The sequence below is a fragment of the Streptomyces sp. NPDC048257 genome, assembly GCF_043201855.1.
Taxonomy (GTDB): Bacteria; Actinomycetota; Actinomycetes; order Streptomycetales; family Streptomycetaceae; genus Streptomyces.
In genome coordinates this window covers 116830-138680 of sequence record NZ_JBICZI010000019.1, presented here as the reverse complement: position 1 = coordinate 138680, position 21851 = coordinate 116830, and the positions used below count along the sequence as shown (strand labels likewise).

General features: G+C 71.6%; 25 protein-coding genes, 1 tRNA gene, 1 pseudogene and 1 riboswitch. Of the genes and pseudogenes, 9 read left to right on the top strand and 18 right to left on the bottom strand.

The window, feature by feature from the left end; genetic code table 11:
- Positions 1-156: 156 nt before the first annotated feature.
- The 4 genes from ACGFZK_RS28515 to ACGFZK_RS28500 all read right to left on the bottom strand — a co-directional run bounded on the left by ACGFZK_RS28515 (position 157) and on the right by ACGFZK_RS28500 (position 3301).
- Positions 157-1014 carry a fumarylacetoacetate hydrolase family protein gene (locus ACGFZK_RS28515; RefSeq protein ID WP_393851714.1) on the bottom strand — a complete coding sequence of 286 codons (858 nt, stop codon included), beginning with the start codon at positions 1012-1014 and terminating at the stop codon, positions 157-159.
- Positions 1015-1165: 151 nt separating this feature from the next.
- Positions 1166-1888: a YidC/Oxa1 family membrane protein insertase gene (locus ACGFZK_RS28510; RefSeq protein ID WP_393851713.1), complete on the bottom strand. Its 723-nt coding sequence runs from the start codon at positions 1886-1888 to the stop codon at positions 1166-1168.
- Positions 1889-2002: 114 nt separating this feature from the next.
- Positions 2003-2389 carry a DUF6412 domain-containing protein gene (locus ACGFZK_RS28505; protein ID WP_393851712.1) on the bottom strand — a complete coding sequence of 129 codons (387 nt, stop codon included), beginning with the start codon at positions 2387-2389 and terminating at the stop codon, positions 2003-2005.
- Positions 2390-2485: 96 nt separating this feature from the next.
- Positions 2486-3301 (bottom strand): class E sortase, encoded by an 816-nt coding sequence (locus tag ACGFZK_RS28500; RefSeq protein WP_393851711.1) that lies wholly within the window; start codon positions 3299-3301, stop codon positions 2486-2488.
- A gap of 56 nt (positions 3302-3357) precedes the next feature.
- Between ACGFZK_RS28500 and ACGFZK_RS28495 the strand changes: the two genes are divergently transcribed.
- Entirely contained in the window at positions 3358-4356 is a 999-nt protein-coding gene (locus ACGFZK_RS28495; RefSeq protein ID WP_393851710.1) for a tetratricopeptide repeat protein, read from the top strand.
- 41 nt (positions 4357-4397) lie between these two features.
- Here the strand turns inward: ACGFZK_RS28495 and ACGFZK_RS28490 are convergent, their stop codons facing one another.
- Together ACGFZK_RS28490 and ACGFZK_RS28485 are read right to left on the bottom strand one after the other, a co-directional pair.
- Complete coding sequence (locus ACGFZK_RS28490) at positions 4398-4697, bottom strand: hypothetical protein (protein ID WP_393851709.1); 300 nt, start codon at positions 4695-4697, stop codon at positions 4398-4400.
- 62 nt (positions 4698-4759) lie between these two features.
- On the bottom strand, positions 4760-4951 hold the full coding sequence (locus tag ACGFZK_RS28485; RefSeq protein WP_393851708.1) for a hypothetical protein: 192 nt from the start codon (positions 4949-4951) through the stop codon (positions 4760-4762).
- Between the two features lie 186 nt (positions 4952-5137).
- Here ACGFZK_RS28485 and ACGFZK_RS28480 point away from each other — a divergent pair, with 186 nt between their 5' ends.
- Positions 5138-5674 (top strand): GNAT family N-acetyltransferase, encoded by a 537-nt coding sequence (locus ACGFZK_RS28480; RefSeq protein WP_393851707.1) that lies wholly within the window; start codon positions 5138-5140, stop codon positions 5672-5674.
- A 34-nt stretch (positions 5675-5708) separates the two neighbouring features.
- Positions 5709-6704, top strand: coding sequence for a hypothetical protein (locus ACGFZK_RS28475; protein ID WP_393851706.1), 996 nt, complete (start codon positions 5709-5711; stop codon positions 6702-6704).
- Here the strand turns inward: ACGFZK_RS28475 and ACGFZK_RS28470 are convergent.
- The 5 genes from ACGFZK_RS28470 to ACGFZK_RS28450 all read right to left on the bottom strand — a co-directional run bounded on the left by ACGFZK_RS28470 (position 6701) and on the right by ACGFZK_RS28450 (position 12088).
- Positions 6701-7972: a DUF445 domain-containing protein gene (locus tag ACGFZK_RS28470; protein WP_393851719.1), complete on the bottom strand. Its 1272-nt coding sequence runs from the start codon at positions 7970-7972 to the stop codon at positions 6701-6703. The genes ACGFZK_RS28475 and ACGFZK_RS28470 overlap by 4 nt on opposite strands.
- Positions 7973-8660: 688 nt before the next feature.
- Positions 8661-9329 (bottom strand): DUF1707 domain-containing protein, encoded by a 669-nt coding sequence (locus ACGFZK_RS28465; RefSeq protein WP_393851705.1) that lies wholly within the window; start codon positions 9327-9329, stop codon positions 8661-8663.
- A gap of 75 nt (positions 9330-9404) precedes the next feature.
- Positions 9405-10373: an ATP-binding cassette domain-containing protein gene (locus ACGFZK_RS28460; protein ID WP_393851704.1), complete on the bottom strand. Its 969-nt coding sequence runs from the start codon at positions 10371-10373 to the stop codon at positions 9405-9407.
- 4 nt (positions 10374-10377) lie between these two features.
- On the bottom strand, positions 10378-11292 hold the full coding sequence (locus ACGFZK_RS28455) for an ABC transporter permease (protein WP_393851703.1): 915 nt from the start codon (positions 11290-11292) through the stop codon (positions 10378-10380).
- Positions 11285-12088: an ABC transporter permease gene (locus tag ACGFZK_RS28450; RefSeq protein WP_393851702.1), complete on the bottom strand. Its 804-nt coding sequence runs from the start codon at positions 12086-12088 to the stop codon at positions 11285-11287. Before ACGFZK_RS28450 ends, ACGFZK_RS28455 begins: the two co-directional genes overlap by 8 nt.
- 186 nt (positions 12089-12274) lie before the next feature.
- On the opposite strand from ACGFZK_RS28450, the gene ACGFZK_RS28445 reads away from it, so the two are divergent.
- Positions 12275-14743, top strand: a complete 2469-nt coding sequence (locus tag ACGFZK_RS28445; protein ID WP_393851701.1) for a transglycosylase domain-containing protein — start codon at positions 12275-12277, stop codon at positions 14741-14743.
- Positions 14744-14765: 22 nt separating this feature from the next.
- On the opposite strand, the gene ACGFZK_RS28440 is transcribed toward ACGFZK_RS28445, so the two are convergent.
- The 3 genes from ACGFZK_RS28440 to ACGFZK_RS28430 all read right to left on the bottom strand — a co-directional run bounded on the left by ACGFZK_RS28440 (position 14766) and on the right by ACGFZK_RS28430 (position 16012).
- Positions 14766-15086, bottom strand: coding sequence for a multidrug efflux SMR transporter (locus ACGFZK_RS28440; protein ID WP_030158619.1), 321 nt, complete (start codon positions 15084-15086; stop codon positions 14766-14768).
- 31 nt (positions 15087-15117) lie between these two features.
- A riboswitch (guanidine-III (ykkC-III) riboswitch) is annotated at positions 15118-15187 on the bottom strand.
- A 59-nt stretch (positions 15188-15246) separates the two neighbouring features.
- Positions 15247-15588: a co-chaperone GroES gene (locus tag ACGFZK_RS28435; protein ID WP_314252747.1), complete on the bottom strand. Its 342-nt coding sequence runs from the start codon at positions 15586-15588 to the stop codon at positions 15247-15249.
- A 43-nt stretch (positions 15589-15631) separates the two neighbouring features.
- Complete coding sequence (locus ACGFZK_RS28430) at positions 15632-16012, bottom strand: DUF3618 domain-containing protein (protein ID WP_393851700.1); 381 nt, start codon at positions 16010-16012, stop codon at positions 15632-15634.
- A 58-nt stretch (positions 16013-16070) separates the two neighbouring features.
- Between ACGFZK_RS28430 and bcp the strand changes: the two genes are divergently transcribed.
- From bcp to ACGFZK_RS28410, 4 genes are all read left to right on the top strand, one after another.
- The gene (bcp, locus tag ACGFZK_RS28425; RefSeq protein WP_393851699.1) at positions 16071-16538 is read left to right on the top strand and encodes a thioredoxin-dependent thiol peroxidase; all 468 of its coding nucleotides are present in this window, start codon (positions 16071-16073) and stop codon (positions 16536-16538) included.
- A gap of 133 nt (positions 16539-16671) precedes the next feature.
- The gene (locus tag ACGFZK_RS28420) at positions 16672-17316 is read left to right on the top strand and encodes an HNH endonuclease (protein ID WP_393851698.1); all 645 of its coding nucleotides are present in this window, start codon (positions 16672-16674) and stop codon (positions 17314-17316) included.
- Positions 17313-17831: an HNH endonuclease gene (locus ACGFZK_RS28415; RefSeq protein ID WP_393851697.1), complete on the top strand. Its 519-nt coding sequence runs from the start codon at positions 17313-17315 to the stop codon at positions 17829-17831. The genes ACGFZK_RS28420 and ACGFZK_RS28415 overlap by 4 nt, the downstream gene beginning before the upstream one ends.
- Before the next feature lie 47 nt (positions 17832-17878).
- A tRNA-Leu gene (locus tag ACGFZK_RS28410) sits at positions 17879-17951 on the top strand.
- A 54-nt stretch (positions 17952-18005) separates the two neighbouring features.
- On the opposite strand, the gene rdgB is transcribed toward ACGFZK_RS28410, so the two are convergent.
- From rdgB to ACGFZK_RS28390, 4 genes and pseudogenes are all read right to left on the bottom strand, one after another.
- On the bottom strand, positions 18006-18620 hold the full coding sequence (rdgB, locus tag ACGFZK_RS28405; RefSeq protein WP_393851696.1) for an RdgB/HAM1 family non-canonical purine NTP pyrophosphatase: 615 nt from the start codon (positions 18618-18620) through the stop codon (positions 18006-18008).
- 7 nt (positions 18621-18627) lie between these two features.
- On the bottom strand, positions 18628-19008 hold the full coding sequence (locus tag ACGFZK_RS28400) for a hypothetical protein (RefSeq protein WP_393851695.1): 381 nt from the start codon (positions 19006-19008) through the stop codon (positions 18628-18630).
- Positions 19009-19113: 105 nt separating this feature from the next.
- A complete protein-coding gene (gene rph / locus ACGFZK_RS28395; RefSeq protein ID WP_030390452.1) occupies positions 19114-19839 on the bottom strand; it encodes a ribonuclease PH in 726 nt (241 codons plus the stop codon).
- Positions 19840-19930: 91 nt separating this feature from the next.
- Positions 19931-20173: pseudogene (locus ACGFZK_RS28390) on the bottom strand (glucose PTS transporter subunit EIIB); the annotation flags it as partial.
- Positions 20174-20391: 218 nt separating this feature from the next.
- On the opposite strand from ACGFZK_RS28390, the gene ACGFZK_RS28385 reads away from it, so the two are divergent.
- Positions 20392-21693 (top strand): PTS transporter subunit EIIC, encoded by a 1302-nt coding sequence (locus ACGFZK_RS28385; protein WP_393851694.1) that lies wholly within the window; start codon positions 20392-20394, stop codon positions 21691-21693.
- The last annotated feature ends 158 nt before the right edge of the window (positions 21694-21851 follow it).

The window sequence follows — 21851 nt, the reverse complement described above, 5'->3', positions numbered from 1 at the left end:
CCGCCCCCCCCCCCCCCCCCCGCCCCCCGCCCCCCCGCCCCCCCCCCCGCCGCCCCCCGCCCCGCCCCCCCCCCCCCCCCGCCGCCCCCCCCCCCGGCGGGGGGGGGCCCCCCCCCCCCCCCCCCCCCGCCCCTCATGCATCCGTGGCCGCGGCCGCTACGCGCCCTTGAACTCCTGGCGCTGACGGCCGAGACCCTCGATCTCCACCTCCACCACGTCACCGGCCCGCAGGTACGGCTTCGGCTCCGGCTGGCCCATGGCCACGCCGGCGGGCGTACCGGTGACGATGACGTCGCCCGGGTACAGCGTCATGAAGTGGCTCAGGTACCTGACGACCTCGCCGACCGGGAAGATCTGGTCCGAGGTGCTGCCGTCCTGCTTGAGCTCGCCGTTGACCCACAGCTTCACATCCAGGACCTGCGGGTCCGGGACCTCGTCGGCCGTGACCAGCCAGGGACCGAGCGGGGTGAACGTCTCGCAGTTCTTGCCCTTGTCCCAGGTGCCGCCGCGCTCGATCTGGAACTCGCGCTCCGAGACGTCGTTGACCAGCACGTAGCCGCCGACGTGCGCGAGCCCCTGCTCCGCGGAGTCCAGGTAGCGCGCGGTGCTGCCGATGACGACGCCGAGCTCGGCCTCCCAGTCGGTCTTCACGCTGCCGCGCGGGATCAGCACGGTGTCGTCCGGGCCGACCACGGTGTCCGCGGCCTTCAGGAACAGGATCGGCTCGGCCGGCGGCTCCGCGCCGATCTCGGCCGCGTGCCCGAAGTAGTTCAGGCCGATGCCCACGACCTTGCCGATGCGGCCGACCGGCGCACCGATCCGCAGCCCTTCGGCGCCCAGGACCGGAAGCTCGCCGGATCCGGCCGCGTCCCGCACCCGGGTCAGCACGGCGTCGTCGGCGAGCAGGCCGCCGTCCACATCCGTGATCAGGCCGGACAGGTCACGCAGGGTCCCGTCCCGGTCGAGAAGCGCGGGGCGCTCCGACCCTACGGGTCCGACACGCAGCAGCTTCATGGGCATTCTCCCGTGGTCGTGGGTGGTCGGCCCATGGGCGTGCCCAGGGCCGGCCGATGGGTTGCGGCCATCGGAGGATTGGTCGATCCTCCAAGATGTCCAACCAATCCGCAAGACCCTGTTCACAGACTGGAACGCCCGCCTCCATCCCTCAGCCGGATGCCGGCTGCTCCGCCCGCTCCTTGCGGTACTGGAGCCAGGTGCGCTCCGCCACCGACCACGCGGTGGTGGTCAGCAGGTAGAGCCCGGCGGCCAGCGGCACCACCCCGGCCGTGATCAGCGTCCCGAACGAGAGCAGGGGCAGTACGCCGCCCAGCTTGCGCATGACCTCCTGCTGCTCGGCACTCACCTCGGCCATGACCCCGGCCCCGGCCCCGGGACGTGCCCCGGATCCGGCCCGCGCCCCGGCCTTCTTCGGGGCGGTGGCAAGGGTGGAGGCAGCGGCAGCCGCGACCACGGCGGCCGTCCGCCGCCCCCGCACCGCGCTCCACGCCGCCACCACCGCGATCGCCGCGAACAGGCCGAGGAACACCAGCCCCTGCGCGCCGAACAGGCCGCCCTCGCCCAGCGCATCGGTCCACCGGGCGCCCAGCGGCGCGGCGAAGAGCCGGTGCCCGAGCAGTTCGTTGGCCTTCCCGCCCACCTCGGCGGAGGAGAACGCCTGGTACATCACGAAGAAGACCGGCAGCTGCAGCAGCGCCGGCAGACACCCCGCCGCCGGGGTCGCCCCGCGGAAGGCGGCACGGCTCAGCGGGTGCAGGGCGAGCCGTACGACCACGGTGAACAGCACGATCGCGGCAGCGGTCGCGGACTGCGCCAGCACCGGCTCGAGAAGCCGGCCCAGCTCAGCAACAAGGTGGGTGAAAACGGACACGTGGGCCCTCCGAGGGGTCTCGTCGAACGTCGAAAGAGATGCATTTCGGCGTGACGACCCGCGAGGGGCGACAACAGTGATCAGTCAGCAGAAGGCGAGAGGTACTGCGCGCCCCTACGCGGCCGTCGGGACGAGACGGCCGGGCGCCCTGGGCCGCGACCGGCCCGAGGCATCGGGATCGCGCTGCGGCAGGAACGCCGTGCGCTGCTCGCGATCACGGATCGCGGTGCGTATTCGGTGCGGCGGCACGGGCCGCACCAGCCGGGCGGCGGCGGCCAGGGCCGCGGTGCCGACGGCGACGGTGGCCGCGAAGGCGACCACCACGGCGCCCAGCCCGCCCTCCCCGGCGAACAGCCCGAGGAGTCCCCCGAGCAGCACGAGCGGGAGCAGCACGGCCCCGGCCCGCGAGGTCCGGGCGAACGGGGTGAAGGAGGTGAACGGGGCGAAGGAGGTGAACGGGGCGAAGGACAGCAGGCGGCCGTCGCGTCGTTGCCGAGCCATACGGACCTCCCCCTCTCCACTCCCGCGCACGAACTCCCGTACGAGATCGATGGTAACCGGGCCCGCCGACAGATCCATCGGCCGGAAGTATCGACGTCAGGAAGACTTGAGTAGGGTCCCCCAGACCACCAGCCGGTACTTCGAGCTGTACTCGGGCGTGCAGGTGGTGAGCGTGATGTACGCGCCGGGCTCGCCGTACCCCTGGTCCGGCTTCACCACGCTCCGTGGCACGGGTGCGATCACCCCGGTGTCCCGCTCGGTCGTCTGGCTCAGGATCTTCCCGACCACGTACGTGTACCGGCGCCCCCGCACGTCGACGATCAGCTCGTCGCCCGCCCGCAGCCGGTTGACGTACCGGAAGGGCTCGCCGTGCGTGTTCCGGTGCCCGGCCAGCGCGAAGTTCCCCTGCGCCCCGGGCCCGGCGGTCCCGGGGTACTGCCCGGCGTAGCCCTTGTCGAGGACGGCCCGCTTGTCGACCCCCTGCGCGACGGGGACGACGAGGCCGAGGCGCGGAATGCGCAGGACGGCGTACGCCTGATCCCGCTCCACGGGCCTCGCGGCGGGCCGCGTCGCCCGCGGCGCCGCGCCGGAATCCGCCGGGCCGCCCGTGACCGGCTCCCCCACCGGGACGTCATCGGCCCCGGAACGGGACTCCTCGGCGACGTCGGGACCGGCGGCAGGGGAGCCGGGGGAGGCGACGTCACCCCAGGCCCGCTCCAGAGCCTGGACCTGCTCCTGCGCGGCCGCCGCGGCCTGCCGGTTCGTCCACCACACCTGGTGCACCACCAGCAACAGCACCACCACACCCAGGGTGACGATCAGCTCTGCGGACGCCCACAACACGCCCGCAGGACCGGCCCGGCGCTCCCGCCGGCCGCTCCCCTGCACCACCACAGGTACGCGATCTCGCACGGGCGGCACCCTAAGTCCTCCCCCGTCAACTAACCAGCGGCAGTACGGTGTGAACCATGCGCCCCGACACGCCTGCCGAGCACATCGCCGAAGCCGAGCGCCTCATCCGCACGGCGACCCGCTACCCCGAGGACCAGGAGCCCTTGCTCCTCCAGGCCGCGGCCCACCTCGAACTGGGGGACGCACGCGACCGGGCGAGTGCCCTGTACGACCAACTCCTCTCCGCCTCCCCGTCCGACCCCCACCTGATCAAGGCCCTGCAGGCGGCGAACCTCTGGGAGTACGGCCACGAGGCCGAGGCCCGCGCCCTCATCTCGGGCATCCGCGCCGCCTCGCCCAAGGACCCGGCGCCGTGGGAGGTCATCGCGGAAGCCCTCGAGGCCCATGACGAGTTGGAGGCCTCGCACGACTGCTTCACCGAGGCGGCCACCCTCCTCATCGCGGAGGACGACCCGCTGACCCCGGCCACCACCGCCCTCCTCACGGGCCGGCACCGCGTACGCCGCCTCCTCGGGCGCCCGCACGACGACTGGGACATGGTCGCGGACACCCGCCACATCGGCCCGATCCCCCTCGACGAGCTCCACGACCCGAAGCGCATCTGGGCCCTGGGCTCCGACGACCCCACCGAACTGCGCGCCGAGATCGCCCGCCTGCGCGCCGAACTGGGCGACCGCCGCGCGGCCCTCTCCCGCCCGTTCCCGGTGGCGATCCTGCACTGGCCGCAGCGCGAACTGTCGGAGCTCCTGACCGGCTACCCGACCCTCGCCTCGGAGTACCCCTCGCACGAGGCCCACCTGCGGGACATCGAAGCCTCCCTCCGCGCCCTGGCCTCCTCGGGCACGACGAACCTCGGCATCGTCACGGCGAGCGTCCCCTCCTACGAGGCCTTCGCGGCCTCGGAGAAGACCTCCCCGGCCTCCCCGTCCCTCCTGGCCGAGTACGCCACGACCCTGGCCGCCCGCGGCAAGGCCACCCCCTGGCCCCCCACCCCCACCTCCCCGTGCTGGTGCACCTCGGGCAAGCCGTACTCGGAGTGCCACAGCACCGCCTGAGTCCGAGACCCGAGGGGCCGGGCCGGGCATGTCCTGCGGGGCTAGGCTCTGTCCGCCGCCGCGTACGAGGCGGCGGCCATCGCGGCCGCCGCCGTGAAGACCGCCGGCCAGGCGCCGATCTTCTTGGCCAGGGGGTGCGATCCCGCGAAGGCGGCGACGTAGGCCGTGCCCAGGAGGGCCGTGGTCGTCGGGGACGTGCGGCGGTGCCATTCGCGGCCCGCGAGGGTTCCGGCGGCCGCGAGGACCACGCCGCCGAGCGGGCGCACGCCGGTCCAGCGGGCCGTGGCGTAGCCGCCGACCAGGCCGGCCGCCGCTATTGCCGAGGTGGGGATCTGCGCCATCGTGGGACCTCCGGACGTTCGAACGTGACCGCACGAGGTTAGGGGATCCGCCGCGCACCCCCTCAACGCGCGCGGCGCGTGAAGCGGCGGGCGGTGGTCACGCCCAGGACCACCACCGCTCCGCCGAGGACGCCGGGTGGGACCGTGTCCTGGATCGCGCGGGGGAGCACGGCCATGACGCCCAGGATGATGAAGAACGCCACCGCGCACGCGGCGACGCCGACCAGGGCCCGGTGCAGGAGAGAGGTGCGCACACAGCCCCAACGCCCGGGCGGGGTCCGGCGATACGGGCGCTCGCCGGCGCCGTACCGAGGTCGGATTTGTCGCACACCCTCCGGATCCGCCCACCTGCCCTCCGGGGAACCTCCCCGGCGTAGATTCACTCTCCTACACGGGCGATACGACCGAAGCCGCCCAAGCCGGCCCAAGGAGCTGCAAACGTGATCTGTTATGGACCGGCCGTGCTGGACCTGTCGGACGAACTGGCCGACGCCTACAGCGAGGTCTTCTCCGCTCCACCGTGGAACGAAGACGAAGAAACCATTCGCCAGTTCTCCCTGCGGCTCCAGGCGGACAGCCGCCGCGCCGGTTTCCGTACCGCCTTCGCGCAGTCGGCCGTCGGCATCGACGGCTTCGCCACCGGCTGGCTGACCCCCAAGGCGTTCCCGCGGGACCGCGCGTACGGGCAGGTCGCCGCGCAGCTCGGCCGCCAGCGCGTACGGGAACTCCTCATCGGCGCCCTGGAGATCGACGAGCTCGCCGTGCGCCCGCACGCGCGCGGCCACGGCACCGGCCGCACGCTGCTCGCCGAGATCACCGCCGACGCCCCCGACGACCGTGCCTGGCTGCTGACCGCCCGGGTGGCCACCGACACCGTGGCCACCTACCGCCGGCTCGGCTGGCACGAGGTCACCCCGCTGCCCGGGACGCAGAACGGCGTCGTCGTCTTCCTCGCCCCGAACCACCCCTCGGCCTGAGCATCGCGCGCACCCCACCGGGCATACCCGAGCCATGACGGCTCATATCGCTCGAATCGCCCAGCGCCAGCTGAACATGGCCACCTACCACCAGCTCACGCGGGCCGGGATCCCGTCCGGCACCATCAGCGGCCGCAGCCGCCGCGGAGGGCCCTGGCAGCGGCTCCTGCCACGGGTGTACCTCCTGCAGAGCGGCCCGCCGGACACCAGGCAGCAAGCGCTGTCCGCCGTCCTGTACGCCGCCCACCCCGCGGCCGATCCGCTCTCCGGATCCACCGCCGCGCTCACGGGCGGCGCCGCCCTCGCGCTCCTCGGCATCCGTGGCGCCCCGCCCGAGCCGCTGGACGTCCTGGTCCGCGCTCCGCGCTCGCCGGCCGCCACAGGCCGGGTCCGGCCCGGCTCGACCTCGCGCTGGCCCGCCACCATCCACATCTCCGGCGTCCCCGGTACCCGCCCCATCCGGGCCGCCGCGGACTTCGCGGCCCGTACGGACGATGCCGATCTGGTGCGCTCGGTACTGGCCAACGTCGTCCAGGGCGGCTGGTGCCACCCGCACGACCTGCACGCCGAACTGCGCGCCGGCCGGGTCCGCCACCGCCCCGCCGTACGGGTGGCGGCCGCGGAACTGGTCGCCGGGGTCCGTTCGATCGCCGAGGGCCGCGCACGCGACACCCTCGCGGCCACGGACCTTCCGGCCCCGCTCTGGAACGCCCGCCTCCACGGCCCGGACGGGGCGTTCCTCGCCAGCCCGGACGCGTACTGGCCCGAGGAGGGCGTGGCGCTGGAGATCGACTCCGCCGAATACCACTACACGCGCGACGCCTGGCAGGCCACCGTGCACCGGCGGCTGCGCCTGGAGTCCCGGGGGGTCCTGGTGGCCAGTACGACGCCCGGGATCCTCCGCGACAGACCGGCGGACGTGATCGGCGCCCTGCGCGCCCTCCTCGCCCTGGGCGCGGCGCGCCCCGCGCCCCCGGAGGTCACCGCCCGCGGACACGCCCAGCTGGAACTGCCCCTGGACACCCCCTAGGCACCGAAGGCGCGCGACACCGTGAAGATCAGCAGGCCCGCGAGGGCGCCGACCACCGTGCCGTTGATACGGATGAACTGCAGGTCACGGCCGATGTGGGCCTCGATCTTGCGGGAGGTGTGCTCGGCGTCCCAGCCGGCCACCGTGTCGGTGATCAGCGAGGTGATCTCGGTCCGGTAGGTGGTGACGACGTAGACGGCCGCGCCCTCGATCCAGCCCTCCACCTTCGCCTGCAGACGGCCGTCGGTGGCCAGCCGCGTGCCGAGGGAGAGCAACGAGGCGCGGACGCGCAGGCGCAGCTCGCTCTGCTCGTCCTCCGCCGCCGAGATGATCATCGAGCGGATCGCCGACCAGGCGGAGGCGATGACGTCCTGGACCTCGTCGCGCGCCAGGATCTCGGACTTGAGCCGCTCGACCTTCGCGCGGGTCGCCGTGTCCGTCTGGAGGTCGGCCGCGAAGTCGGTCAGGAAGCGGTCCACCGCGCCGCGGGCCGGATGCTCGGGCATGTCCCGCATCTCCGTGACGAAGCGGAGCAGCTCCTTGTAGACGCGCTCGCCCACCTTGCGGTCCACGAACCGGGGGGTCCAGCCGGGGGCGCCGCCCTGGACCGCGTCGCTGATCGAGGCACCGTGGGTCACCAGCCAGTCGTGGGCCTTGGCGCAGATCAGGTCGACGGCGCGGCGGTGGCCGCCGTCCGCGACGACCCGCTCCAGGGTCTTGCCGATGCCGGGGGCGATCTCGGCGGTCTCGGCGCGCCGGGTGATCGCCTCGCCGACGACGGCCTGCACGTCGGAGTCGCGCAGGACGGTCAGGGCGCCGCGCAGGGCGGCGGCCAGCTCGGCGGTGACGCGATCGGCGTGTTCGGGCTCGGCCAGCCAGGAGCCGAGGCGGCCGCCGATGCCGAGGGCGTGCAGGCGGGCCCGCACCACGTCGGAGGAGAGGAAGTTCTCCCCGACGAACTCGCCCAGGGTGACGCCGAGCTGGTCCTTCTTGGTCGGGATGATCGCGGTGTGCGGGATGGGCAGGCCGAGGGGCCGCTTGAAGAGGGCGGTGACGGCGAACCAGTCCGCGAGCGCACCGACCATGCCGGCCTCGGCCGCGGCGGCGACGTACGCGGCCCAGCCGCCCGCGCCCCAGGCGTGCTGTGCGTACTTGGCGAGTACGTAGACCAGGGCCACCAGGGCCAGCAGACCGGTGGCGGTGGCCTTCATCCGGCGCACGCCGCGGCGGCGCTCCTCGTCGGCGGCGTTGAACACGAACGCGCCCACCGCTGCGCGGGCGGGGTGCGATGCGGGTGGCGCGGGAGGCGGGGCGGTGCCCTTGCCTCCGGCTGTGCTGCGGTTCTCCACGTGCTCCTGCCTTCCCCCGGGGGCGCCGGTTTTGTCTGCATAGCATCCGACTCCCGGGAGGGCCGAGGAGTTCCCGCCACGCCCTTCCGCTCCCGCGGGGTACGCCACCGGGGCCTGCGGCCGGGATCCGGGCTCGGTACGGAATGGTCCGCGGGGCCGGGCAGGGGTGTCTCCCCGGCTCGGCGCGCGCGGGCACGTCTCGGCCGTGCGCGGTGGTTGCGCGCTCGTCCTGCGGGGACACCCCTGCCCGCCCCCACTCCCCCCGCGCGGGCCGGCGGTCCGGGGGTCCAGGTGGCACCGTCGCAGCCCTGCCGTGGGGCGGGGACACGCAGGAGGGTCCCCGCAGGACGAGGCGCGACCGCGGCCGCCCGGCCGGGACCAGCCCGCGCGCGCCGAGCCGAGGAGACCCTCGTGCGGGGCACCGACCCACCCTTCAGCCGCCCGCAGGGCAACCCGCGCGGGGCCACCGCGCCGGGCCGTACACCGCCGAGCCGCCCGCAGGGCACCAGGCACCGGCCCACCCCCACCCCGGCCAGCCGTACACCGCAGAGCCGCCCGCAGGGCACCAGGCGCCGCCCCACACCGCCACCCCCGGGAGCCGAGGCGGCTACAGCTCCTTGCGGAGGGACGGGCCGCCCGAGGGGCGTTTGGGATTCTTGATCTTGATCTCCACGCCGCCCCAGAAGGCGAAGCCCGTCACCACCACCCGCGGAGCGCCCGGCCGGGACGGGCCCGGGCTGTCGCGCTGGTCGAAGGCGCCCATGAAGCCGAAGCCCCGGACGTCGAGCTCCACCCCCGGCGGCACCGTGATCTCGATACCGCCCATGATCGCGACACAGTTGATCACCACCTCGCGCTGCGCGAAGTCCGCCTCGCGCAGGTCGAGCTCCCCGCCGCCCCAGAACGCCACCGCGTCGAACCGCGCCGGCACCGTCCACCGGCCCTTGCGCTGGAACCCCGACATGACCGCGACGGCCGCCGTCGAGGTGCCCGCACCACCGATCCGCCCCGACCAGGGCTCGGCGTCCCCCGACGGCCGGAGCACCGGCCCGCCCGCCAGTGGCGACGGTGACGACGGCGCCGGCAGGTCCCGCGTCAGCGGTTCCAGTTCCGCGTACGTCCGGGACGTGTACGCCGCCTCCAGCCGCTCCTCGAATTCCTCCATGTCGAGCCGGCCCTCGGCGACGGCGTCCCGCAGACGCTCCGCCACCCGGTCCCGGTCGGCATCGGACGCCCTCAGCTCCGGCAACGGCTTCTCCGGCCGCTCGTCACTCATGCGCACCAGACTATGCACGTCTCGCGGGGAGTTGTATGACTCGGCCCCTGAGATCGCCCCCACCTTTCCCCGAGATCACCCCCGGCCCGCGTACATCCGCGCGATCACGTCCTCGATGTCCGGCTCCCGCACCGACAGGTCCACCAGCGGATAGTCCGCCGCCACCGCCGCCACCAGCGGGGCCGCCGACGCCCCCGCCGGGAACGCCAGCCACTGCCGCGGCCCCTCCACCTTCACCACCCGCGCCCCCGCCACACTGATCGGCGCGAGCTCCCGCTCCAGGTCCACCACCAGCGTCCGCTCGCTCTCCCCCACCGCCCCCGCCGCGTGCAGGCCGCCCAGCGTCCCGTCGTACATCAGCCGCCCGTGGTCGATCACCATCACCCGCTCGCACAGCTGCTCGATGTCCTGGAGGTCGTGCGTGGTCAGCAGCACCGTCGTGCCGAGTTCCTCGTTCAGCTGCCGCAGGAAGCCCCGTACCTTCGCCTTGCTCACCACGTCGAGCCCGATCGTCGGCTCGTCCAGGTACAGCACCTCCGGATCGTGCAGCAGCGCCGCCGCGATGTCCCCGCGCATCCGCTGCCCGAGCGACAGCTGCCGTACCGGTACGTCCAGCAGCTCGGCCAGGTCGAGGCGGTCCACGCAGCGCTCCAGGTTCTCCTCGAAACGTGCCCGCGGCACCCGGTACAGCCGCCGCATCAGCCCGTACGAGTCCTTCAGCGGCAGGTCCCACCACAGCGTGGTGCGCTGCCCGAACACCACCCCGATCCGGTGCGCGAGCCGCATCCGCTCCCGCGCCGGGTCGATGCCCGCGACCCGCAGCCGGCCGCCGCTCGGCGTCAGGATGCCGGTCAGCATCTTGATCGTGGTCGACTTCCCGGCGCCGTTGGGCCCGATGTAGCCGACCATCTCGCCCCGGGCGACCTCGAAGCTGATCCCGTCCACCGCCCGGACCTGGCGTTTCTCCCGGCGCATCAGGCTCACCCGGCGCCGTACGTCGAAGACCTTCTCGACCCCGTCCAACGAGATCAACGCATCCGCCACAGCTCTAGCTCCCCGTGCTTCGGTACGAACGGACTCCCGCGCGCCACGCCAGCGACGCGGGCAGGAACACCACGAAGGCCACCAGCGGGCTCAGGTAAGCGACCCACCCGGGCAGCCCCAGCGGATCGGGCCGCCCCAGCACGTGCAGCGCGGGCAGCCAGTTGACGAAGGCCAGCGGGACGATGAAGGTCACCGCGCGCAGCAGGTCCTTCGCGAAGACCGTCGGCGGGTACTGGAGCATCGTGCAGCCGCCGTAGGTGAAGGAGTTCTGCACCTCCGCCGCGTCCCCGGACAGGAACTGGAAGGCCGCGCCGGTCACCATCACCGCCGCGAAGATCGCCGCCCCGGCGAGGACCATCACGGGGACCAGCACCACCTTTCCGGCCGTCCAGTCCACCTCCAGCGTCCAGACCGCCCAGCCCATCACCCCGAGCCCCTGGCCGATCCGGCCCAGCCGGCGCAGCGCGAAGCGGTCCGCCGCGACCTGCGCGAGCACCGGGACCGGCCGCACCAGCATCGTGTCGAGCGAGCCGTCGCGGATCCGGGCGCCGATCCGGTCGGTGTTGCCCAGCAGCATGTCCGCCAGGCCCAGGGAGGCCGAGCAGGAGCCGTAGAGCAGGGCGATCTCGGGCAGCGTGAACCCGCCGAGGGCGTCCACGTGGGAGAACATGATGTAGATCGCGACGAAGTCCAGGAGGGTGATCGCCGCGTGCCCGACGGTCGTCAGGACGAAGGACGTCCGGTAGGTCATCGTGGAGCGGATCCACATCGCCACGATCAGCCCGTAGCCGCGCAGCCCCTCGCGGACGCGACCGCGCCGCGGCGGCTGGGCCTGGGCCCGCGCCCGCGCCTGCGCCCCGGCGGACCCTCCCGCCCGGACAGGCGCCGGCGCCGCCGGTACCGCCTCCACCTCAGCCACCCTGGACCACCACCTTCCGTGTCGCCGCCGACTGCAACAGCCGCCCGGCGCCCAGCAGTACGAGCGCCCACCCGGCCTGGAAGCCCAGCGCCTCGGCCGCACCCCCGGCCCCCGCGTGCTTGCCCAGCAGCACGTCCGTCGGCACCTGGAGCATCGCCGCCCACGGCAGGACCCGGACGGACTCGCCGAAGCCGCCCGGAAAGACGGTCAGCGGCAGCAGCATCCCGGAGAAGAAGATCGAGGTGACCGTGGCCATGATGTTGATCCCCGACCCGTCCATCAGCCAGAACGCCACCAGCCCCACCATGTAGCGCAGCGCGAAGCTCACCACCAGTGCCAGCAGGACCGACACCAGGAACAGCAGCCAGCGCAGCGGATCGAGGGGCAGCGCCAGCGGGAACGCCAGCGCCCCCGCCACCAGCGGCACCACCCCGCGGCCCAGCAACTGGAAGCCCGCCCGGCCCAGATCGGCCGCGAGCCACCACATCTGGAGGTCCGCGGGCCGGTACAGGTCGACGGCGATGTCCCCCGTCCGGATCCGCTCCTGGAGCTCCTCCTGGAACCCGCCGCCGATCAGCGCACCGGCGGCCAGCAGCGATTGGCTCACCCAGACGAAGGTGAGCGCCTGGGACTGGTCGTAGCCGCCGAGCCCGGGGCGCTCGTCCCACAGCGCGATGTACGTGTACGCGACGATGAACCCGAACACGGTATTGGTGAAGACCCCCGCCGCGGTTGCCGTCCCGTAGGTGGCGTAACGCCTGAATCCGCCTGCCGCGACCGCCAGGTAGAGACGCACTCTCCGGCGCACCGTATCCCTCCGTTTCCCACGTCGTTCCTACGTCGGCCAAAGCGCGCGAGCTTAGTGCGGAGGGGCGAGCCACGCGACCGATTTATGCCCGTCCGGAGCGGAAACAGCGGCCATCGGGTAGACACCATGAGGTACAGAAGTGGATATTTCGAACGGCGTCGAGGAGTCCTGGAGATGAGCGACCAGTCACCACCCCCGGGCTGGACCCCTCGCGACCCCGACACCCCGCCCGACGCACCGCAGTCGAAGCCGCAGCCACAGCCACAGCCACCAGGGCACTCGGAACAGCAGCAGGGCGAACAGCGGCCCCACACCCCCGGACCGGGGAAGAAGCCCCGGCGCAAGAGAACCGGCTGGCGCCGCCTCCTCCCCACCTGGCGCATGGTCCTGGGCGGCATCCTGCTCCTCGCCCTGCTGATCGGCGGCGCCCTCGTGGCCGGCTACCTGCTGGTCGACATCCCGCCGGCCAACGCCGCCGCCACCGCCCAGTCGAACGTGTACCTCTACTCCGACGGCTCGCAGATCGCCCGCGACGGCGAGGTCAACCGCGTCAACGTGCCGCTCTCGCAGATCCCTCGGACCGTCCAGGAAGCCGTACTGGCCGCCGAGGACCGGGACTTCTACTCCGAACGGGCGGTCGACCCCAAGGCGATGCTGCGCGCCGCCTGGAACACGGCGACCGGCAAGGGCACCCAGTCCGGTTCGACCATCACCCAGCAGTACGTCAAGAACTACTACTTGGGCCAGGAACAGACGATCAAACGCAAGGTCAAGGAGTTCTTCATCGCGATCAAACTCGGTCGCGAGAAGTCGAAGAACTACATCCTCGAGGGCTACCTGAACACCAGCTACTTCGGTCGCAACGCCTACGGCATCCAGGCCGCCGCCCAGGCCTACTACGGCAAGGACGTCGGCAAGCTCACCACCGCCGAGGGCGCCTACCTCGCCACCCTCCTCAACTCCCCCAGCGCCTTCGACGTCGTCGCCCACCCCCAGAGCCGCCCCCGCGCCCTCGCCCGCTGGAACTACGTGCTCGACGGCATGGTCAAGAAGCAGTGGCTGCCCGCCGCCGAACGCGCGACGACGCAGTTCCCCGAACCGGGCAAGGTCCGCGCCGCCGCCGGCCTGTCCGGCCAGCGCGGCTACCTGGTCGAAGCGATCAAGGACTACATCGTCGAGAACAAGATCCTCGACGACAAGACCCTCGCCGAGGGCGGCTACCGGATCACCTCCACCATCGACAAACGCCGCCAGAGCGCCTTCGTCGACGCCGTCGAGGAACAGATGGCCGGCAAACTCGAACCCGAGACGCGCAAGGCGGACCGGCTGGTCCGGGCCGGCGGCGTCTCCATCGACCCGGCCACCGGCAAGGTCGTCGCCATGTACGGGGGCATCGACTACACCAAGCAGTACGTGAACAACGCGACCCGGCACGACTACCAGGTCGCCTCCACCTTCAAGCCGTTCGTCTTCGCGGCCGCCGCCGAGAACGACTCCCGCACCCAGGACGGCCGCCGGATCACCCCGAACACGATCTACAACGGCGACAACAAGCGCCCGGTCGCCGGCGGCCGCATCCGCTTCGCCCCCGAGAACGAGGGCCAGGTCTCGTACGGGAACATCACCGTCAACACCGCCACCGACCTCTCCGTCAACGCCGTCTACGCACAGATGGCGGTCGACGTCGGCACCACCAGGGTCAAGAAGACCGCCATCGACCTCGGCATCCCCGAGGACACCCCCAACTTCGTGGCGGGCCCGGCCATGGCACTCGGCACCCTCCAGGCCAGCGTCCTGGACATGGCCCAGGCGTACGCCACCCTCGCCGACCACGGCCGCCGCACCCCCTACACCCTGGTGGAGAAGATCACCAAGGGCGGCGACACCATCGGCCTGCCCGAGCGCACCCCCACCCAGGCCATCAGCCGCGAGTCCGCCGACACCACCACCTCCATGCTGGTCAGCGTCGTGGACAACGGCACCGGTACGGCAGCCCTCGCCGCCGGCCACCCGGCCGCGGGCAAGACCGGCACCGGCGAACTCGACCGCTCGGCCTGGTTCGCGGCCTACACCCCCGACCTGGTCACCGTGGTCTCGATGATGGGCCAGGACCCGGACACCGGAACCCTGCAGTCCCTCTACGGCGCCCTCGGCGAGACCCGCATCGGCGGCGGCGGCTACCCCGCCCGCATCTGGGCCGCCTACACGAAGACCGCCCTGGAGGGCACCGACCCCGTCGACTTCGACCTGGAACTCCAGCCCGGCGCCGCGCAGCCCCCGCCGCCGACCAGCCCGGAATCCGAACCGCCGCAGGAGACGCCCGACGAACCCTCGCCCAGCACCCCGGAACGCCCGACCCGGCCCACGCCGTCGAACCCGACGGGCGGCCGCAACCAGGGCGGGCAGAACAACGGCGGCCAGGACAACGGCGGCCGCACGAACGAGGGCCAGGACAACGGCGGCCAGGACAACGGAGGTCAGGACAACGGAGGTCAGGACAACGGCGGCACCACCCAGGGCCGCGACCAGGGCGGCACCACCCAAGGCACCCAGGGCACCCAGGGCGGCGCACAGGGAAGTGCCCAGGGCAGCGACGGCGGCCCCGCGGAAGGCCTGCGCCCACCGTCGGCGTTCCTCGAATAGCCGGAGCCGGGCGGCCGGCCGGTCAGTGACCGGAGGTCGCCTTCAGCCCCACCACGGCGACCAGCAGCAGACAGATGAAGAAGATCCGGGCGGCGGTGACGGGCTCACCCAGCACCGCCATACCGAGCACGGCCGCACCGGCGGCGCCGATCCCCACCCACACTCCGTACGCCGTACCGATGGGCAGGGTCTTCGCGGCGTAGGACAGCAACACCATGCTCGCGACGATCCCGGCGCCCGTGAACACACTGGGCCACAGCCGGGTGAAACCTTCGGTGAACTTCATGCCGATCGACCAGCCGACCTCGAGCAGACCGGCGACGAGAAGAAGAACCCATGCCATGACGGCACCTCCGGGACAACGAGCGATACGGGGTGCGTCGTCTTGTCGTACCCGGTACGGCGCGTCTCGTCGGGGTTCTCCCCCACCGTAGCAAAGGCAGCGAAAAGGGCCGGTGACCTGGGCCACCAGCCCTTCTTCCCTACGGGCAGCCCCCGCCGGGCTACAGGTACAGCCCGGTGGAGTCCTCCGACCCCTCCAGCCGCTCCGCGGCCACGGCGTGCAGGTCCCGCTCGCGCATCAGCACGTACGTCGCACCGCGCACCTCGACCTCGGCGCGGTCCTCGGGGTCGTACAGCACCCGGTCACCGGGCTCGATCGTCCGGACGTTCTGCCCGACCGCGACCACCTCGGCCCAGGCGAGCCGCTTGCCCACCGCGGCCGTCGCCGGAATCAGGATGCCGCCGCCCGAGCGGCGCTCGCCCTCCGGCAGATCGGACTTCACGAGCACGCGGTCGTGCAGCATGCGGATGGGCAGCTTGTCGTGGGTGGTGTTCTCGCTCACGCCCCGAACCTACCGGTCCGCGCCCGCGCCGTACCGCTCAGGGTCATCCGCGCCTGCGGCGCGCCGACACCACGAGCAGCCCGACCACGCTCACCGCGACCAGGGCGACGGGCACGATCCGGTCGATGCGCGGCGTCCCGTCGTCGTGGCGCAGGCCGTCCCGCAGATCCGTCACGACCCGGTTCACCGTGGCGAGGGCCCGCCCGGCGGTCTGGTCGACGGTCGAGGCGACCCGGGCCTTCGCGTCCCCGATGACCGTCTTCGGGTGCACGCGCACGCCGATCTCGTCGAGCGTCTCGGCGAGCTGCTCGCGGCGGCGGACGATGTCCGCCTCGATCTGTGCAGGGGTCCTGGCTTCCCGGGTCCTGGCTTCCGACACCGCGCTGCCTCCGTCGTCGTGGTCCTGTGGGGCGTAGTCCGCCATGAACAGTCTGTCAGCTTAGTCTCATGGCATACCGATCCCCTCCCGAGGAGAGTGCCAGATGAGCGAGCGACTCCAGCCGGGCGACACCGCCCCCGCCTTCACCCTGCCCGACGCGGACGGCAACGAGGTCTCGCTCGCCGAGCACAAGGGCCGCAAGGTGATCGTCTACTTCTACCCGTCCGCGCTGACGCCGGGCTGCACGAAGCAGGCCTGCGACTTCACGGACAACCTGTCCTTCCTGACGGGACACGGCTACGACGTGATCGGCGTGTCTCCGGACAAGCCGGAGAAGCTGGCGAAGTTCCGCGAGCAGGAGCACCTGAAGGTCACCCTGGTCAGCGACCCGGAGAAGGAGACGCTGACGGCGTACGGCGCGTTCGGCGAGAAGAAGCTGTACGGCAAGACGGTCACCGGAGTCATCCGCTCCACGGTGATCGTCGACGAGCAGGGCAAGGTCGAGCACGCCTTCTACAACGTGAAGGCCACGGGCCACGTAGCCAAGATCATCAAAGACCTGGGCCTCTGACCCCTGCAGCCCCACAGAAGCGGCCCGCGCCAACCAGTGCGGGCCGCTCCGCTTATCGGACGTAACTACCCGCATGCCGGTCCGTTAATCCGTACGAGGCCACGAACGCGTGGTCGGAACGGAGGGGTCCGGGGTGCCGATCAGCCCGTACACGAAGGAGCGCCTCGCGGAGGCGGCGCGTACGTCGCGCACGCTGACGGAAGCGCTGGAACGACTGGGGGTCGACCCGAAGAGCGGCTCGCGGCGCTATCTGCACGACCGCATGCGGAAGCTGGGCGTGGACACGTCGCACTTCGAGCGGCCGGAAGCCGTCAAGTGGACGAAGGAGATCCTGACGGCCGCAGTCTCCGGTTCGACGAACATGTGCCAGGTTCTGCGGCGCCTCGGTCTCGAGGTCGTGGGTGGCCACCACACGCACATCAGCAGGCGGGTCAAGGCGTTCGGCATAGACACCTCCCATTTCGAGCTGCCCTCTCCTGCCGGTCGCCCGAAGACCCGGCGCAGCCCGGAGAGCCTTCTGGTCAAGCAGCACGGCCCCCACACCCGGCGCGTACAGAGCGAGCACCTGAAGCGGGCACTGGCGGCGCTGGGGGTGCCTGAGGTGTGCCGGATGTGCGGCACGCCGCCGACCTGGCGGGGCCACCCGCTACCGCTGGAAGTGGACCACGTGGACGGCGATTGGCGGAACAACCTGCCCGCGAACCTGCGGCTGCTCTGCCCCAACTGCCACTCGACCACCGACACATACCGCGGCCGCGCGAAGGGGCGCCGGCGATGAGCACCGAAGAACGACGGGCGCGCGAACCCCGGGAGCACAGGCGGCGAGTCAAGCCGGACCGGGAGGCACTGTGCGAGGCGGTCTCTTCCTCGCACTCGCTGGCGGAGGTCCTCCGGCGCTTGGACCGCTCCCTGTCCGGGACCCATCACAAGGCGCTGAAGCAGTGGATCGCCGAGGAGGGCCTCTCCACTTCGCACTTCCTCGGGCAAGCACATCAGCGCGGCAAGCCGGGAACAGTGCCGATGAAGCCCGCGTCGGAAATCCTGATCAAGCATGACGGCAAGCGGCGAACACGCACGCACCTGCTGCGGCGGGCGCTGCGCCAGGTCGGGGTTCCGGAACTCTGCGACATGTGCGGCACGTCCCCCGAGTGGTGCGGGCGACCCATGACCTTGGAGATCGACCATGTGAACGGCGACTGGAGCGACGACCGCCGGGAGAACCTACGACTGCTGTGCCCCAACTGCCACGCGATCACCCACACCTGGTGTCGGGGAGGCCTCCGCAGCCACTGAATCCACTCCCGTGCACGGCGCGACGCGCAGTAGAGTGTCTCTGGCGCGCGCCCGTACGCCAACGGCTGAGCGGTGGCCTTTAGGTGGCCATGTATGTCGGTTCGAATCCGACCGGGCGTACTCAGTGAAACAAGGCCTGGCCTCCCGAGTCTCGGGAGGCCAGGCCTTGTTTCGTCAGCCCAGGAGGGCGCGGACGAAGGGGACCAGGGCGCGGAAGGCCTGGCCGCGGTGGGAGATGGCGTTCTTCTCCGCCGGGGTCAGTTCCGCGCAGGTGCGGGTGTCGCCCAGCGGCTGGAGGATCGGGTCGTAGCCGAAGCCGCCCGTGCCGGAGGGGCCGTGGCGGAGGGTGCCGAGGAGGCGGCCCTCGACGACGCGTTCGGTGCCGTCCGGCAGGGCCAGGGCCGCCGCGCACGCGAAGTGGGCACCGCGGTTCTCGTCGGCGATGTCCCCGAGCTGGGCCAGCAGCAGGTCCAGGTTGGCCTTGTCGTCGCCGTGCGTGCCGGCCCAGCGGGCCGAGAAGATGCCGGGGGCGCCGTGCAGGACGTCCACGCAGAGGCCGGAGTCGTCGGCGACCGCCGGCAGGCCGGTGGCCTGCGCGAGGGCGTGGGCCTTGAGGAGGGCGTTCTCGGCGAAGGTGATGCCGGTTTCCTTGACGTCCGGAATCTCCGGGTACGCGTCCGCGCCGACCAGCTGGTGCGGCAGGCCGGCGTCGGACAGGATCGCGCGGAGTTCGGAGACTTTGCCCGCGTTGCGGGTGGCCAGGATGAGGCGGCTGGGCGTCGAGGTCATGCCCCCATTATCCCGGGGTGCAGACCTTGGAGAGCTCGCTGGCCGCATCCGCGACCGGCTTGATGTCCGGGGCGGTGTTGCCGCTCTCGATGGAGGCGCGGACGTTCTTGACGGCCGTGTTCATCGAGTCGATGGCCTTGCCCAGGTCGGCGTTGTCCGTCTGGTCGCCGATCTTCTTGAGGTTCGACTCGATCTGGTCGAGCGCGTTCTGGGCGTCCTGGGGGCTGTTGCCCGCCTGGGAGACCGCCTGCTGGAGGTCGTTCGCGCCGTCCGTGATGGCCACGGCCGTGTTCGCGCAGTCCATCGCCGTGGAGATCGCGTCGCACGCGGACAGGGCCGGGATGGTGAGGACGGCGGCCACGGCTACGGCCGCTATGCGGAGCTTCATGCGGTTCTCCCCCTGAGGGCTTGGACGCTACGAGGACGGGCGCACGGTTGCGCGACCGTGCGCCCGTATCTTCCTGGACGCCGGGCCGGGCCCGGCGGTTGCCCCCTACAGTTCGAGCGCGCCCAGCTGGATGGCTTCCAGGTCCGCGCAGCCGCCGGCCGCGAGGTCGAGGAGGGCGTTCAGTTCCTTGCGGTCGAAGGGCTCGCCCTCGGCGGTGCCCTGGACCTCGACGAAGCGGCCGTCGCCGGTGCAGACCACGTTCATGTCGGTCTCGGCGCGCACGTCCTCCTCGTAGCAGAGGTCGAGGAGCGGGACGCCGTCGACGATGCCGACGCTGACGGCGGCGACGGTGCCGGTGAGCGGCTTGCGGCCGGCCTTGATCAGCTTCTTCTTCTGGCCCCAGGCGACGGCGTCGGCGAGGGCGACGTAGGCGCCGGTGATGGCGGCGGTGCGGGTGCCGCCGTCGGCCTGGAGCACGTCGCAGTCCAGGACGATGGTGTTCTCGCCGAGGGCCTTGTAGTCGATGACGGCGCGCAGCGAGCGGCCGATCAGGCGGGAGATCTCGTGCGTGCGGCCGCCGATCTTGCCGCGGACGGATTCGCGGTCGCCGCGGGTGTTGGTGGAGCGGGGCAGCATCGAGTACTCGGAGGTGACCCAGCCTTCGCCGCTGCCCTTGCGCCAGCGCGGGACGCCTTCGGTGAAGGAGGCGGTGCAGAAGACTTTGGTGTCTCCGAAGGAGATGAGGACGGAGCCCTCGGCGTGCTTGCTCCATCCGCGTTCGATGGTGACCGGGCGGAGCTGTTCGGGCGTACGGCCGTCGATGCGAGACATGGCTCCGAGCCTAGTCGGTGCCCGGGAACGCGAAGACCCCGTCCGGGGCTTCCGGGACGGGGTCCGCTGGGACCTGGTCAGTGGGTCCGGATCACATCATGTCTTCGATGTCGGCGGCGATCGGGTCGGCGTCGGTGCCGATGACGACCTGGATCGCGGTGCCCATCTTGACGACGCCGTGGGCGCCGGCGGCCTTGAGTGCGGCTTCGTCGACCTTGCTGGGGTCGATGACCTCGGTGCGCAGGCGGGTGATGCAGCCCTCGACCTCTTCGATGTTCTCGATGCCGCCGAGCCCGGCGACGATCTTCTCAGCCTTGGTGGCCATGTGTTTCTCCCTGAGTGTTTCGAAGAACGAGTCTCGGCGGCCGGTACATGGCTACCCACCTGCACGGTCCGCTTCGTCACGGTAACGCACGGTTGGCGCATCTACGCAGGCGCATGACGGGCCTCTGCCGAATGATGACGATCAGCAGCAACCCGCCCACAACTGGTCTACACCAGTGTGCCGTAAGTGTTGCGGCAGCCAAAACGGGCCGGTCAGGGAGGACGCCGATGAGCGTGAGCATCTCCAAAGCAGCGCCACAGCCGAATTGGCGGAACAACCTGTTCCAGGGGCTGCAGAAGATGGGGCGCAGCCTGCAGCTCCCGATCGCCGTGCTGCCCGCGGCAGGCATCCTGCTGCGGCTCGGGCAGCCGGACGTCTTCGGGGCGGACGGCCTGCGGTGGACGGACGTCGCCAAGGTGATGGCGGGTGCGGGCGGGGCGTTGCTCGACCCGGATCTCGGCCTGCCGCTCCTCTTCTGCATCGGGGTCGCCATCGGCATGGCGAAGAAGGCGGACGGTTCGACCGCCCTCGCGGCCACGGCGGGGTTCCTCGTCTACCGGGGGGTGCTGCACGCGTTCCAGAAGGCGTGCCCGGCTGGGACCAAGGACATCGGGGGCGGCTGCCTGGGCCCGAACGACACCTTCTCGGCCTACACGTACCAGAACCCGGGTGTCTTCGGCGGCATCATCATGGGGCTGCTGGCGGCCTATTTCTGGCAGCGGTACCACCGGGTGAAGCTGGTGGACTGGCTCGGCTTCTTCAACGGCCGGCGGCTGGTCCCGATCATCATGTCCTTCGTCGCGATCGCCTTCGCCGCGCTCTGCCTGTGGATCTGGCCGCCGGTCGGGGACGCGCTGGAGAGCTTCTCCGACTGGCTGCGCGGGCTCGGTGCCTGGGGTGGTGGAATCTTCGGTGTCGCGAACCGCGGGCTGTTGGTGATCGGCCTGCACCAGTTCCTGAACGTGCCGATGTGGTTCCAGTTCGGGTCGTACACGGCGGCGGACGGGAAGACGTACCACGGCGACATCAACATGTTCCTGCACGGCGATCCCAACGCGGGCCTGTTCCTGTCGGGCTTCTTCCCGATCATGATGTTCGCGCTGCCCGCGGCGGCGCTGGCGATCACGCATTGCGCGAAGCCGCAGCGGCGCAAGGAGGTCGGCGGCCTGATGCTGTCGGTGGCCCTGACCTCGTTCGTCACCGGGATCACGGAGCCGTTGGAGTACTCCTTCCTCTTCGTCGCGCCCCTGTTGTACGCGGTGCACGCGGTGCTGACGGGTGTGTCCATGGCGGTGACGTGGGGGCTGGGTGTCCACGACGGTTTCAGCTTCTCGGCGGGCCTGATCGACTACGTCATCAACTGGAAGCTGGCGACGAAACCCTGGCTGATCGTTCCCATCGGCCTGTGCTTCGCACTCGTCTATTACGTGGTGTTCCGTTTCGCGATCACGAAGTTCGACCTGGCGACGCCGGGTCGGGAGTCGGACGAGGAGATCGCGGCGATGGAGTCGGAGACGACCAAGGCCTGAGCCGGGGCCCGGCAGGGTTACCGCACGGTCCGTCAAGGGCCTCCGGATCACGATCCGGGGGCCCTTCGGCATACCTCGGGGCATGTGATCCAGACCACAGGAAATCGAAGGTTCCTTATCTAACCCTCACCGTGTTACAACTGGTCTACACCACGATT

Excerpts from the sequence above, each read along its gene's own strand:
- ACGFZK_RS28430 (WP_393851700.1), bottom strand. The coding sequence starts at position 16,012 with ATGGCGGACTACGCCCCACAGGACCACGACGACGGAGGCAGCGCGGTG.
- ACGFZK_RS28415 (WP_393851697.1), top strand. The coding sequence starts at position 17,313 with ATGAGCACCGAAGAACGACGGGCGCGCGAACCCCGGGAGCACAGGCGG.
- rph (WP_030390452.1), bottom strand. The coding sequence starts at position 19,839 with ATGTCTCGCATCGACGGCCGTACGCCCGAACAGCTCCGCCCGGTCACC.
- bcp (WP_393851699.1), top strand. The coding sequence starts at position 16,071 with ATGAGCGAGCGACTCCAGCCGGGCGACACCGCCCCCGCCTTCACCCTG.
- ACGFZK_RS28505 (WP_393851712.1), bottom strand. The coding sequence starts at position 2,389 with ATGGCTCGGCAACGACGCGACGGCCGCCTGCTGTCCTTCGCCCCGTTC.
- ACGFZK_RS28445 (WP_393851701.1), top strand. The coding sequence starts at position 12,275 with ATGAGCGACCAGTCACCACCCCCGGGCTGGACCCCTCGCGACCCCGAC.
- ACGFZK_RS28495 (WP_393851710.1), top strand. The coding sequence starts at position 3,358 with ATGCGCCCCGACACGCCTGCCGAGCACATCGCCGAAGCCGAGCGCCTC.
- ACGFZK_RS28465 (WP_393851705.1), bottom strand. The coding sequence starts at position 9,329 with ATGAGTGACGAGCGGCCGGAGAAGCCGTTGCCGGAGCTGAGGGCGTCC.
- ACGFZK_RS28475 (WP_393851706.1), top strand. The coding sequence starts at position 5,709 with ATGACGGCTCATATCGCTCGAATCGCCCAGCGCCAGCTGAACATGGCC.
- ACGFZK_RS28385 (WP_393851694.1), top strand. The coding sequence starts at position 20,392 with ATGAGCGTGAGCATCTCCAAAGCAGCGCCACAGCCGAATTGGCGGAAC.
- ACGFZK_RS28515 (WP_393851714.1), bottom strand. The coding sequence starts at position 1,014 with ATGAAGCTGCTGCGTGTCGGACCCGTAGGGTCGGAGCGCCCCGCGCTT.
- ACGFZK_RS28400 (WP_393851695.1), bottom strand. The coding sequence starts at position 19,008 with ATGAAGCTCCGCATAGCGGCCGTAGCCGTGGCCGCCGTCCTCACCATC.
- ACGFZK_RS28440 (WP_030158619.1), bottom strand. The coding sequence starts at position 15,086 with ATGGCATGGGTTCTTCTTCTCGTCGCCGGTCTGCTCGAGGTCGGCTGG.
- ACGFZK_RS28490 (WP_393851709.1), bottom strand. The coding sequence starts at position 4,697 with ATGGCGCAGATCCCCACCTCGGCAATAGCGGCGGCCGGCCTGGTCGGC.
- rdgB (WP_393851696.1), bottom strand. The coding sequence starts at position 18,620 with ATGACCTCGACGCCCAGCCGCCTCATCCTGGCCACCCGCAACGCGGGC.